Source organism: Glaciecola punicea ACAM 611 (assembly GCF_000252165.1).
Classification (GTDB): Bacteria; Pseudomonadota; Gammaproteobacteria; order Enterobacterales; family Alteromonadaceae; genus Glaciecola; species Glaciecola punicea.
In genome coordinates this window covers 1-13,161 of the sequence record NZ_BAET01000021.1, presented here as the reverse complement: position 1 = coordinate 13,161, position 13,161 = coordinate 1, and the positions used below count along the sequence as shown (strand labels likewise).

At 41.3% G+C, this 13,161-nt stretch carries 13 protein-coding genes; 7 read left to right on the top strand and 6 right to left on the bottom strand.

All coding sequences use genetic code 11. The features are described from left to right. The 5 genes from GPUN_RS09150 to GPUN_RS09130 all read right to left on the bottom strand — a co-directional run. The coding region (locus GPUN_RS09150) for a cyclopropane-fatty-acyl-phospholipid synthase family protein (protein WP_040520812.1) at positions 1 to 581 on the bottom strand (581 nt) is incomplete at its 3' end. Between the two features lie 17 nt (positions 582 to 598). After that, positions 599 to 1,342, bottom strand: coding sequence for a DUF1365 domain-containing protein (locus tag GPUN_RS09145; RefSeq protein ID WP_006005917.1), 744 nt, complete (start codon positions 1,340 to 1,342; stop codon positions 599 to 601). Next, on the bottom strand, positions 1,339 to 2,619 hold the full coding sequence (locus tag GPUN_RS09140; RefSeq protein ID WP_006005915.1) for an NAD(P)/FAD-dependent oxidoreductase: 1,281 nt from the start codon (positions 2,617 to 2,619) through the stop codon (positions 1,339 to 1,341). The genes GPUN_RS09145 and GPUN_RS09140 overlap by 4 nt, the downstream gene beginning before the upstream one ends. Positions 2,620 to 2,627: 8 nt before the next feature. Continuing rightward, the gene (locus GPUN_RS09135; protein ID WP_006005913.1) at positions 2,628 to 3,383 is read right to left on the bottom strand and encodes an SDR family NAD(P)-dependent oxidoreductase; all 756 of its coding nucleotides are present in this window, start codon (positions 3,381 to 3,383) and stop codon (positions 2,628 to 2,630) included. Next, complete coding sequence (locus GPUN_RS09130; protein WP_006005911.1) at positions 3,383 to 3,811, bottom strand: nuclear transport factor 2 family protein; 429 nt, start codon at positions 3,809 to 3,811, stop codon at positions 3,383 to 3,385. Before GPUN_RS09130 ends, GPUN_RS09135 begins: the two co-directional genes overlap by 1 nt. 198 nt (positions 3,812 to 4,009) lie before the next feature. Between GPUN_RS09130 and GPUN_RS09125 the strand changes: the two genes are divergently transcribed. The 3 genes from GPUN_RS09125 to GPUN_RS09115 all read left to right on the top strand — a co-directional run bounded on the left by GPUN_RS09125 (position 4,010) and on the right by GPUN_RS09115 (position 6,035). Next, the gene (locus GPUN_RS09125) at positions 4,010 to 4,576 is read left to right on the top strand and encodes an LON peptidase substrate-binding domain-containing protein (RefSeq protein WP_081483941.1); all 567 of its coding nucleotides are present in this window, start codon (positions 4,010 to 4,012) and stop codon (positions 4,574 to 4,576) included. Positions 4,577 to 4,738: 162 nt separating this feature from the next. Then, a complete protein-coding gene (locus GPUN_RS09120; protein WP_040520810.1) occupies positions 4,739 to 5,353 on the top strand; it encodes a sigma-70 family RNA polymerase sigma factor in 615 nt (204 codons plus the stop codon). Next, a complete protein-coding gene (locus tag GPUN_RS09115; protein WP_006005905.1) occupies positions 5,346 to 6,035 on the top strand; it encodes a ChrR family anti-sigma-E factor in 690 nt (229 codons plus the stop codon). Before GPUN_RS09120 ends, GPUN_RS09115 begins: the two co-directional genes overlap by 8 nt. Before the next feature lie 108 nt (positions 6,036 to 6,143). Here the strand turns inward: GPUN_RS09115 and GPUN_RS09110 are convergent, their stop codons facing one another. Continuing rightward, positions 6,144 to 6,914 (bottom strand): outer membrane protein assembly factor BamD, encoded by a 771-nt coding sequence (locus GPUN_RS09110; RefSeq protein WP_006005903.1) that lies wholly within the window; start codon positions 6,912 to 6,914, stop codon positions 6,144 to 6,146. A 151-nt stretch (positions 6,915 to 7,065) separates the two neighbouring features. Between GPUN_RS09110 and rluD the strand changes: the two genes are divergently transcribed. The 4 genes from rluD to pssA all read left to right on the top strand — a co-directional run bounded on the left by rluD (position 7,066) and on the right by pssA (position 13,052). Next, positions 7,066 to 8,052, top strand: a complete 987-nt coding sequence (rluD, locus tag GPUN_RS09105) for a 23S rRNA pseudouridine(1911/1915/1917) synthase RluD (RefSeq protein ID WP_006005901.1) — start codon at positions 7,066 to 7,068, stop codon at positions 8,050 to 8,052. 9 nt (positions 8,053 to 8,061) lie between these two features. Beyond that, on the top strand, positions 8,062 to 8,835 hold the full coding sequence (gene pgeF / locus GPUN_RS09100; protein ID WP_006005897.1) for a peptidoglycan editing factor PgeF: 774 nt from the start codon (positions 8,062 to 8,064) through the stop codon (positions 8,833 to 8,835). A 136-nt stretch (positions 8,836 to 8,971) separates the two neighbouring features. Beyond that, positions 8,972 to 11,545, top strand: a complete 2,574-nt coding sequence (gene clpB, locus GPUN_RS09095) for an ATP-dependent chaperone ClpB (RefSeq protein WP_006005895.1) — start codon at positions 8,972 to 8,974, stop codon at positions 11,543 to 11,545. Positions 11,546 to 12,224: 679 nt separating this feature from the next. Continuing rightward, a complete protein-coding gene (gene pssA, locus GPUN_RS09090; RefSeq protein WP_006005890.1) occupies positions 12,225 to 13,052 on the top strand; it encodes a CDP-diacylglycerol--serine O-phosphatidyltransferase in 828 nt (275 codons plus the stop codon). Positions 13,053 to 13,161: the final 109 nt, after the last annotated feature.

Below are 13,161 nucleotides of genomic sequence, written 5' to 3'. Positions count from 1 at the left end.
TCGCTTTTTTTTAGCTGTAGCTTCTCACAAATGGTGTGCAGTTTATGTTGTTGAGCGTCAGCTAAACTGGCGTTTGGATCAGGATAAATAGCGGCAGAATACATCATAGAACGATCAAGAAACTTGCTATACAGCTTGTTACCTAAATCGTAGTGCGCCGATATATTTCTTTTAGCTTGGTCGGCAGAATTACGATTTGCAAAGTGACTTAATTTAAGCGCCGGCATAGTGATCCATTTAAACCGACTTTCCCATTCATCTAGCATTGGTAAGTTGCGCGCAAAAATACGGATCACATTGGTCAGATTAGGGGAGTCCCACAGATTATCCGAGTAGGTCTCGCCCGACGCTATGCTGCCGCCAAACAACAACTTTGGATAGGCGCTGGCATTCAATATATTAACTTGGGCGTGTAAATCATGTGCCTTATCGCCGAACTGTCCAATGACTTGGCCGTTTTCGCTCATGGTCATATAACCATGAGGTAGACGCTTTAAAACACTCAAAAAAATAGATCGGCAGGTTTTTTCCCAAACGCTGGGCGATACGGTGTTTTGCATTGTGTGCTGAGCTTGTGGCATCTATTTGTTCCTGTACATTAAGGGTGCGTATAAATGGGTACGCGTTTTAAAAAAAGTTTTATAGCCTGCCAATAAATGCCCGCTATTGTTTTGACTGTCATGCTAGGTATAGACAGAATCGACTTGCGTAGAGTAGCCGAAGTTAACGGCTGTTTTTGCATATTAATCGCTGCTTCAAAGTGCTTAATTTGTTTGTAGCAGCTTAAATTGAGCTTAATATTTTCATCTGGCTGTTGTATTTGCCATTTGTACTGCATATCCATAGGGTTGAACGGCGATACATAAAAAGCTTTATCGCAATCGCTCTGTTTGTCTAGGTCGACCAAGTAATAATGGCGTTTGTTCCAGGGCGTATTGCTTACCTCTGCAAGCATGTGGGTGTACTTGCCATGCGCGTTACGTAAATAAAAGAAATTTACTGGGCTAAAGTATAGGCCAAATGTTCTTATTTGCCCTAACATATAAACATCGCCCGAGACAGAAACCTCACTTAATGTGTTCATTTTTTTCAAAATAGCGGTTTCTAAAGGTATCTTAGCATCTCCTAAATAGTCTTCACGTTTGAAGTTAACAACGCTAATGCCGGATTTATTTTGACTAAACCCTGATACTGTTTCAGTCAAGGTATCGAGTTCTTTTAATTTTACCCAAAAAAGATATATACAGTAGTTGAACTGATGCACTTTTGGCACGCTACGCCGATGAAACACATTACCTGTATATATACCACTTTCAAGCATGCCTAGAGGTTCTTTATTCATAAGCTGGCGCCAAATCTTTGGCCAACTTCAAGCGCGCTTTTTACGCCGTCTTCATGGAAGCCGTTGTACCAATAAGCGCCGCAAAAATGTAGACCTTCTTTGCCGCAGATGCGTTCGCGCTGTTCCTGCGCCGCTACCATTTCAGGGCTAAATTGAGGATGTGCATAACGATATCGCCCTAATATTTTACTCGGGTCAATTTCTTGCGTGTTGTTTAAGGTGACACAAAACGTGGTGTCACTTTTTATTTGTTGCAAAATGTTCATGTTATAAGTGACGCTAGCGGGAGAGCGGCTTTCGTTTTGAGTGCCTTTAATTAAATAGTTCCAACTGGCCCAAGCTAAAGGTCGCTGCGGTAATTGGGACACGTCTGTGTGCATTACCACGTCGTTGTCACAGTAGGGGATTGCCCCTAAAATAGCAGATAGGTCTTGGCCGTGCTGCTTCTCAAAACTTGGTAAATCGAGCATTTTCAGGGCTTGGTCGCTGTGGCACGCAAACACCACTTGGTCGAACTCGCTGATGTTTCCATTGCTCATTATTTCGTATCCAGCGTTTGTTTTTTTGACTGAACTTACAGGACTGTTTAACAATATTTTGTCACTGTAGCTAGCAGTTAAAGGGGCTACATATTTATTTGAGCCGCCTATAAGCGTGTACCATTGAGGGCGGTTGGTAATATTCAGTAAACCATGGTTGTTGAAGAACTTTAAAAAGAACGATAAAGGAAAGTTCGCGGATGCCTCTAAGCTTGTTGACCATATGGCGGCGCACATTGGCAGAATATAGTTTTCGGTAAAACCTTTGCTTAATTTATGCTGCTGTATAAATTTGACTAGTGTGATGTTATCAGTATCTTTTTTTGCTTCTAGATGCGCCTTGCAGACTTTATTAAATTTAATAATGTCGAGCACCAAACGATAAAATGTCGGTGAAAAAATGTTACGTCGCTGCGCAAATAAACTATTAATAGTATTGCCGTTATATTCTAGCCCGGTGTCTTTATTTTTAACACTGAAACTCATTTCGGTGGGCTGGGTAGCAACGTTTAATGTGTCCATTAATTTTATAAAATTCGGATAAGTCCATTCATTGTAAACAATAAAGCCAGTGTCTATATTATACGTGCGCCCATCTACATCTACTTTTTTGGTTGCAGTATGTCCACCTACGTAGTCATTAGCTTCAAAAACGGTAATCTCGGCTGTTGAATTAATTAAATATGCGCTAGTCATACCCGCTATACCAGTACCTATAATGGCTACTTTTTGCTTCATTTGTTATCCTACTGGTTAGATTCGCGGTCTGTCGAACTGCCGCGCTCTAGCGAACTGCGCATGCTAATGCAAATTTTGTGCTGAACGGCCTCGGGCAAGAAATTTAAAAATCGTATTATAGTGCCAAAGCGGCGTGGAAAATATACTGCAGATTTGTTACTAAGAATACCCTTAAGCATGTATTGTGCCGCCTGCTCAGCGGTAATGGCCATCGGCATGGGGAAATCGTTTTTTTCTGTTAGTGGTGTTTTAACGAAGCCTGGCGACATACTTTGCACTGCTATACCTTTGCTCTTTAGGTCAACTTCAAAACTCTTACAGGCATAATGAAGGGCTGCTTTACTTGCGCCATAGGCTTGGCTGCGTGTAAACGGCAGCAGGCGGGCCATACTGTCTACAAACACTAATTTATTGCCTTTTTGTAAGCTTGGCAATAACGCACTTGCAACGTTTATCGAGCCAAATACGTTAATATCAAACACCCGTCTGAACATGTCGGGTTCAATATTGTTTATGTCAACGTATTCGCAGGTGCCCGCATTTAGCACCGCAATATCACATTTAACGCCTGCCAATGCTTTGGTTGTGGCCGCTTCATCGCTGGCATCAAATTTGATGGTTGTTACATTACCGATGTTTTGTAGTTCGTTAAGTTTATCTTGATTACGACCACATGCAATTACGGCGTGCCCATTAGCGCAGGCCTCTTTTAGCAATGCTTCACCTAAACCAGAGGTAGCACCAGTTATAAGAATAGTCGCCATTAGGACATACTCCTTTTTATTCGTTTAATTAAACGTCCAAGTAATGGGATGTTTTCATACACCATCTGGCCTAAATCATAATAATCTCTATGAAAGGTAATTTTATCATTTTTAAGCGTTAACATTGTTATACCTTCGACTTTTATTGGCTTGTTTGCATTCATTGTTGACGTCCTATATTCCATCGTCCAGTTTACAATACACTTGCCGTCTTGGTTATCTTGCTTTGTGTGAATAACGAAACTACAAGACTTAGCATTGCGCAACAATTTTGCAAAATAATTTTCAACTGCGGCTATGCCTTTGTGTTCAGCAATAGGGTCAATAAATAAGACGTCGGTGCTGTAAATCTCTGCTAAATCTTCAACTTTCATGGTGTCTAAGTTGGTGTAAAATGATGAAAATTTTTCTAATAGTAATGTAGACATTAAAACGTACTTTTTGTAGTGTTAGATATCAATTTACGCCACTATATTGCTTGAGATCAGTTAATTAACTTTATTTAATTGTAACGCGTGCACGTTTACTTATTCTAGTTTGTAGTAATCTTTTTATTGTCGCCGCTAGTAATAATCCATAATCCACTGAATTTAACTGTAGTTTATATACTAAGCGTGATCACATAAATGAAAATGCCACTTTTTCCACTATCTTCCCACATCTTGCCCAAAGGCAGAATGGCTTTACGTATCTTTGAACCGCGCTACGTGCGCATGATCAAGCAGGCGTGCAAAGACGACAGCGGGTTTGTTATTTGCATGTTAAACAGCAGCGGCAATGCGCAGCAAAATAGTCATATTTTCCCCTTAGGAACGGTATGTAAAGTGGTCGATTTTGATTTGTTGGATGACGGTTTACTAGGGGTAACCGTAGAGGGAATGCACAGCGTTAGCATAAATGACATTGAAACGGAGCGTGACGATTTGCGTGTTGGTACTTGTTCCGCCAGTCATATTTGGACATGCGAATTAAAAATGGCAGACTTGCACCCCATCGATGTGCGCTTAAAAGAAATATTCGAACGATATCCTGATGTAAGTTCCCTCTACACAGAAACGCTGTTTAACGACCCAATGTGGGTGATCAATCGTTGGATTGAGCTGCTACCGGTAGGAGCTGAGCAAAAACAGCATTTTTTAGCACAGCAAGATTGTCAAAAAGTACTCAAATATTTGTCACAGCTAATAGAATAAGAACAAAGCGTTAATGATAGTAGTTCGTATAATGTAGTCATTATGCGTTTTATCGTCAGGAAAAACCTTATCTTACATTAACAATATTTAACTATTGAGATACATTTTTCGAGGTATACTTTACGCATGATAATTTGAACGAAAAATAAAGGTAGGGTCTATATGCTTATTGGAATTCCAGCAAACCAGCAACGTAATGAGACGCGGCAGCCCAAAGATTGTTCTGTCGAAATGTCAGGATATTTAGATACTATTGCGAAGCAACGATGCAAAGCTTCTTTCGCCAAAATTTTTAGCTACTTCGCTCCTAGACTTCGATCATATGCACTTAAGCAGATGGGTAACGAGGCTATAGCTATGGAACTAGTTCAAGATACAATGTCAAATGTCTGGCAAAAAGCGCATCTTTTTAACGCCGAGAAAGGCTCGCCTTCTACGTGGATATTTACGATAGCCAGAAATATACGCTTCGATATGCTAAGAAAACTGCAGAATAGGAAAGAAGATGTATGCTCAGATGACTTGTGGCCGGTTCTTTGTGAGCAAACCGCAGATACTAAGATTGCGCCACTTGATGAGCAGATAACGCTAGAGCAAGTTGGTCAGTACTTTAACGAGTTACCCGCTAAGCAACAGCGCGTTATTGAAGCTATTTACATTGATGGCAAGTCGCAGCAAGAGGTTGCTGATGAATTAGAAATACCATTGGGAACAGTAAAGTCCAGAACTCGTTTAGCGCTTCAGCGTTTAAAGGACATGCTACGAGAATATGATTAAGCATCATCCCAGTGAATCTGCTTTGCGCAGTTTCGTAGAAGGAGCATTGCCTTCTACGAAAGCTATTTTGATATCTGCTCATTGTGACATGTGTCCAACGTGCTTGAGCAAAACACGCAGTTTTACTGAATCCATAGCAGTAGATATGTTCCCTGATTTAAGACAAAATCCAACTATTCTTCGCGAATACATAAGCATGTTTGAATCTATCACTAACGACAGTACTTTGCTCAATCCAAGTTATTCACAGACATTAGATACACGCATAACATTGGATGGGCGTGAATTTGTATTGCCTGCGACATTGGCTAGGTTTGCCGACCGCATAGGAGAATGGTCTCACTTAGCTGGTAAACTATGGCATGCCTCTGTAAACATAGGCGGCGGGTCATTGGCACAATTTATTTATATGGATAGAGGCGCAAGTGTTCCTGAGCACACTCACAAAGGCAACGAACTTACTTTAGTGATTAATGGTAAATTCACAGATGGTGGAAAGTGCTATGAAAGTGGGGATTTTATTGAGTTAAACCAACAGCATACTCACATGCCCACCGCGGAGAATTATGAGGGTTGCCTTGTTGTTACTATGCTAGACATGCCGCTGCATTTTACTTCCGGGTGGGCAATGTTAATAAACCCTTTAAGCCAGCTATATTTTAAGGTTAATACTAATAACTAAGCGGCGCTGCGTTCACCTTCAGTAAAAAAAAGACACCTTGGCGGCGTCTTTTTTTTGGTTCAACATTTAAGCCAACGTGTCCATAGGCTTTCTAAACGACGCAATGTCTTAATTAATAAACTCGCTTTGGGGATAATTTAGTCTTAATGTTTTAACCGCGTTATTTTTCAGCTGATCTAAGCCAAGTTCGTTATAACTAGCAACCATTATTTCTAAAGCGGGCTGAATTTGCTCTGTATCGGCAAAATACTCCAGTACATATCGGCCTCTGTTCGCGGCGGCAACCCATGCTTCTCGGCGCATGTAGAATCGCGCTACTTCAATTTCATATTTGGCTAGTCTATTTTTAATAAACACCATTCGCTGCTTAGCATCCGGCGCATACTTTGAGTCAGGATGTTGCTCAATAAGTCGCCTGAAATCTTCAAAGGCTTCTTTTGACCTAGACGGGTCTCTGTCTGAGCGATCTACACCAAATACCGCTTGAAACAAGTTAGCGTCTTGCTCCATGTTGACCACCCCGCGCATGTATATTGCATATTCTACATCGGCATGATTTGGATTAAGCCTTATGAATCTGTCAATAGTGGCTAAGGTTTGATCTATATCACCGCTTTTATAATGTGCATAAATCAAATCTAACTGAACTTGATGAGACAAAGGCCCAAATGGGAACTTTGAATCAATACTGCTTAGTATTTGGGCCGCAGCAGAAAAGTTTCCTATTTCCATATTGTTTTTGGCTTGCTTGTATAATGCTGTAGGGCCCTGATTTGCTATTAACTGGCGTTGTTCATCTTCAACGTTTGAGCAAGCGGTGAGGGACAAAACAATCGTTATTGCGATGAGTCCGGTGAACAATTTTTTGCGCTTTATCATGTTTTAGAATTACTCATTTAATGTGATTTATAATTTTCAATAACGCTTAACAGGGTTTTTATGTCTGCTCGCTGTCTTTTGTGCTATCGGTAAAGCAATTACGTTGAAGGCTTGATATACTACGCTTCAATTTTTGCCAATGATCGTGTTTATGAGTCAACAAGTCAATTTAATATCGTTAAACGCAATAGTGCCCGATGAGCACTATGATACCAGACTAGACCAGTCTATTGCGCGTTTGTTCCCTGAATATTCACGTTCCAAGCTGAAAGAATGGATTTTAGAGGGCAGCGTCACTATAAATGCGCAAGTTGTGCTTACCCCAAGGCTAAAGCTAAAAGGCGGTGAAGAGATCGTTATTTCTGCCGAGCAAGCAGTGCAGGTGTTTAATGAAGCGCAAGAAATAACTTTAAATATTGTATATGAAGACGATGATATTTTGGTTATTAACAAACCTGCCAATTTTGTTGTGCACCCTGGCGCAGGCAATCCGTCTGGCACTATTCTCAATGCACTATTAAGTCATTATCCGGCCATTGAAAAAATCCCACGTGCCGGCATTGTGCATCGACTCGATAAAGACACAACAGGCCTTATGGTCGTGGCCAAAACCTTAAGCGCACAAACCAGCTTAGTTAATCAGTTACAAGAGCGTATAATGGGGCGTGAATATGAGGCTGTTGTGCTTGGCAATATGATTGCCGGAGGAACAGTAGAAGCCAACATAGGGCGCCATCAAACGAAACGCACCTTAATGGACGTAAGAGAAAGCGGTAAGCCTGCAGTTACTCATTATCGCGTAAAACATAAATACAGAGCACATACCCATTTACGGTTAAAACTTGAAACTGGCCGTACTCACCAAATAAGAGTGCACATGACATATATAAATCATCCCATTGTCGGTGATATTCACTATGGTGGTCGGCCAAGATTGCCCAAAAACGCAAGTGAAGAATTCATTACCATGCTGCGTGGCTTTAAACGACAGGCCTTACATGCCATCAAGCTTAGTCTGAGTCATCCTACAACAGGGAAGGTTATGACATGGGAAGTGCCAATTCCCAGCGACTTCGAGGCGCTTTTGGTTGAAATGAAAAAAGACTTAGCGCTGCACGATATGCCGCAGCAATGGTAGTATCCTAAGATGTTGTTCTTACCTGAAGAGGCGCTAGCGCCTAATGTGTTTTGTTTCACCACCAGCGTGCAGGGCGGGGTGAGCGACGACGCGTATAAATCGTTTAATCTAGCCATGCATGTGCAAGACAACGAACACCGCGTGGCAACAAATAGACAGCTTTTACACGCTATCATTGTGCAGCAGGCGCTTAACATAAGCACATCAGCTAAGCTGCCATTAATAGCGCCTATTAAGTGGCTAAATCAGCAGCACAGTAATGTTATTTCGGATTATGACAGCGCGATTTCACCCACCAGCAATGCTGCATGCGACGCGATATATTCTACGCGTATTAATACACCACTGGCGGTAATGACCGCCGATTGCTTACCGATTATAATTGCATGTACAAAAAGCGGTCAAATAGCGGCGATCCACGCTGGTTGGCGAGGTTTACTTAATGGTGTTTTGAATGAAACGGTTACTAAATTCAGTGATAAAACCTCGCTTACGGTATGGATAGGTCCAAGTATCTCACCGGCTCACTTTCACATTTCTGATGATATAATTGCACAGTTTTCGAATTATAAAGATGCGATACTTCCAGCCGCTACGGCGGGCAAGTATCACGTAGACCTTGCGCAAATAGCGCGCAAGCTGCTGGCAGATTTAAAAGTACCGACTATTCAAAAGTCCCCAATTTGTACATATTCTAGTGAATATTGTTTCTCACATCGCCGTGCGAGTCATCAAGGTTTGCAGCAAACGGGCCGTATGGCGACGGTTGTGTTGCGCGTCTAGCGGTGATTTATGCCTACGTTAAACTTTGACAAAAGTGACGTACATCAAGTTAGCGCTAACTTAAGATAGTGTGCTCACTTGAATTGTCTTTTATCAATACCCATACCTGAGCTTAGGAAATATTGGAGAGCTTAAGATGCGTTTAGATAAATTTACAAGTAAATTTCAAATTGCCATTTCAGATGCGCAGTCTCTTGCGCTTGGACGTGACAATCAATACATAGAGCCAATTCACTTAATGTCGGCCATGCTAAATCAGCAAGGCACAGGCATACGCGCGCTGCTTGAACACACTGGTATAAATTTGAATAGTCTACGTTCGTCACTAAATGAAAGCGTTGACAAGTTGCCTAAAATACAAGGTGCAGAGGCCGACGTTCAGCTAGGTCGTGACACCATTCGTTTATTAAATACCTGCGATAAAGTAGCCCAGCAGCGTAAAGACGATTTCATCACTTCTGAAATATTTGTGCTTGCGGCCGTCGATGACAAAAGTGCTTTAGGCCAATTGCTAATCAAGCTAGGCTTGACCAAAGTTAAAGTAGAACAGGCAATAGACCATGTTAGAAACGGCCAAAAAGTGACCGATCAGAATGCTGAAGACGTTCGTCAAGCCCTCGAAAAATATACAACCGACTTAACCGAACGCGCCGAACAAGGTAAACTTGACCCAGTAATAGGGCGCGACGATGAAATTCGCCGCACCATTCAGGTCTTACAAAGAAGAACCAAAAATAACCCCGTGCTTATTGGTGAACCCGGTGTAGGTAAAACCGCTATCGCTGAAGGACTTGCGCAAAGAATTATTAACGGTGAGGTGCCTGAAGGCTTAAAAAATAAGCGAGTATTATCACTCGATATGGGCTCGTTACTGGCGGGCGCAAAATATAGAGGCGAATTTGAAGAGCGCCTAAAATCTGTCCTCAATGAACTCGCAAGAGAAGAAGGGCGCGTCATTCTTTTTATTGACGAGTTGCACACTATGGTAGGCGCTGGTAAAGGTGAAGGTGCAATGGATGCCGGGAATATGCTAAAACCGGCATTAGCCAGGGGTGAATTACACTGCGTGGGTGCCACTACACTTGACGAATATAGACAGTATATTGAAAAAGATGCCGCGCTTGAACGTCGTTTTCAAAAGGTACTAGTGGAGCAGCCGTCGGTAGAAGACACTATCGCTATTTTGCGCGGGCTAAAAGAGCGTTACGAGCTTCATCACGCTGTGGATATAACAGACCCTGCCATTGTAGCAGCGGCGAGTCTGTCAAATCGCTATATTAGTGACCGACAACTACCCGATAAAGCCATTGATTTAATTGACGAAGCTGCATCCAGTATTCGTATGCAAATAGATTCAAAACCAGAAGAAATGGACAAGCTTGAACGAAGAATAATTCAGTTGAAATTGGAAGAACAGGCGCTTGCCAAAGAGACAGACACCGCCAGCCTCAAACGATTAGAAATTATTGAGCTAGAAAGAGAGCAAGCCGAAATTAAATACGCCGAACTTGAAAAAGTCTGGAACAAAGAAAAAGAGGCAATGCAGGGTACCCAAGGTATCAAGACGGATTTAGAACAAGCCAAGCTTGATTTAGAAATTGCCCGAAGAGCCTCCGACTTAAGCCGAATGTCAGAGTTGCAGTATGGCAAAATTCCTGCATTGGAGCAAAAGCTCGAGAAAGCTGCGCAAAATGAAATTACCGAGAATACCTTACTTAAAAACAAAGTAACCGAAGTGGAAATAGCGGATGTACTTAGTCGCTGGACAGGCATTCCAGTAAGAAAAATGTTGGGCGGTGAAAAAGACAAGCTGATTAACATGGAAGCTGCAATTGCTAGGCAAGTGATTGGGCAGACCGAAGCGGTTAAAGCGGTGTCGAATGCGATTAGACGCTCACGCGCTGGCCTTGCAGATCCTGACAAGCCGGTGGGATCTTTATTGTTTTTGGGCCCCACGGGCGTTGGTAAAACAGAGCTATGTAAAGCACTAGCAACTTTTATGTTTGACACTCAAGAGGCAATGATTCGAATCGATATGTCCGAGTTTATGGAAAAGCATTCAGTTAGCAGACTTGTGGGCGCCCCCCCTGGTTACGTTGGCTATGAAGAGGGTGGTTATCTAACTGAAGCGGTTAGGAGAAAGCCATATTCAGTTATTTTGCTAGACGAAGTTGAAAAAGCGCATCCTGATGTATTCAATATACTGCTACAGGTATTAGATGATGGTCGTTTAACCGATGGCCATGGGCGTACCGTCAACTTTAAAAATACCATTATTATCATGACTTCAAACCTTGGCTCTGACATTATTCAGGCGCAAAGTGGTGAAGAAAACTATGTGCAAATGAAAGCTAGTGTGATGCAGGTTGTAGGCACGCATTTCAGGCCAGAGTTTATTAATCGTGTAGACGACATTGTAGTGTTTCATCTTTTAGGCATGCAAGAGATAAAAGCAATTGCTAAAATACAGTTAAATGGGCTGCGTCAGCGACTATCAGAGATGGGCTATCAGCTCGAGATATCAGCAAGAGCGCTTGATAAGTTGGCTGAATCGGGCTTTGATCCCACATATGGTGCGAGACCGCTGAAAAGAGCTATTCAAGTGAATATAGAAAATCCGTTGGCGCAAGCATTGCTTGAAGATAGTCTTGTAAGCAGTGATACAGTAAATATAGACTACAACGAAGAGGGTCAATTTATAATAAAATAGTTGGCAGTAACGACAGAGCAGGATTTATCAATAATATAGATTATTCGATAAAATTTCTTTATATTACAGGTAGTTAAAGAAATTTATTAAGTGTAATTGCATCTAACCTTTTATCAAATTCAGTACAGTTATTCGGCAGTTCGTTTATCATTTTACGGTTTTCATTATTTATTTGAAGCTTATATAAGGCATACGCTAAATGATGTTGCACGTCAGGATCTTGTGCATTCTTCTATTAAGCTTTGTGAAGTAAGCTAAGACCTAGGTCGTGGTTTCCTTGAATCACTATTATTTATTAAAGGATACTTCAGATTGCGGGGTCTTCCTTGTAAAAGCTCAAACGCTTGCTGCGCAGAGATATAGGCGGCATCTATCTTATTTTCATACACACAAATATTAGCTAAGCTTTTAAATACCATTGGCATGGGTACTATTTACTCTGATCTCATTTACTAATCACAAATTTTGTAAAAAAAAGACATCATCGTGCATAATATTTACGCATTAGTAAAATTAAATTGTGCTCAAAATCAATGGTTAATTAGGTAAAATTTTATTTAATGCTCTATTAAATTGTATTGACAGACTTGACATTGTATCGACTGATTTGCTGAAAAAGGTAGCTAGTATTGTTTTAGTATTTTTTGATATACTCATGTGACTCAACTTCGGAGACTTTATGACAAACCCAAAACCACGCGGTATTTACTTGTTGCCAAATTTATTGACCACGGCAGGTCTATTTTCAGGTTTTTATGCGGTAGTAATGTCTATGAACGGGCAGTTTGAAAATGCGGCAATAGCTATCTTCGTTGCCATGATATTTGACGGTCTCGACGGCAGAGTAGCCAGAATGACAAATACACAATCTGCCTTTGGTGCTGAATATGACTCTATGGCCGATATGGTTTCTTTTGGTGTTGCTCCAGCCTTAATCGCGTATAACTTTGGTTTGAGTGAATTAGGTAAGTTCGGTTGGTTAGCCGCATTCATATATGTAGCGTGTGCTGCTCTGAGATTAGCGCGGTTTAATACTCAAATAGGTATGAGTGACAACCGCTATTTTCAAGGCTTAGCAAGTCCTGCTGCTGCTGCCTTAATTTCGGGTATGGTGTGGGTAAGTATGGAGTACGATATAGGCGGTAATGATTACGGCGTGATTGTGGCAATAATCACCGGTATAACTGGTTTACTAATGGTGAGCAATTTTAAGTACAATTCATTCAAAGAAGTAGACTGGAGCGGTAAAGTGCCATTTGTTGCCCTACTACTTATAATGATGGTCTTTATAATAGTGGCAACTGCACCTTCTCTCGTTTTATTCATTGTATTTATCTTATATGCAATTGCAGGCCCGGTTAATACATTTAGGACGGTAGACAAAGTTACCTTAGAAGATGTAGTTGGCGAAGCAAAAGAAGATGCTGATTTTCAAACCGACGAAGAGAATACTAGCTCTAATAGTGAGAAAGCAAACTCAGATAACGATGCTTCGCCCAAAAATTAAGCATAAGGTATTAAATACACGACTTTTTGCAAATAGTAGTTGATCGTTTTATCAATATAGGTAAACTACGCCTTCGCTTCGGGGAGACAAGGAAAAGCCTAGAGAGTAA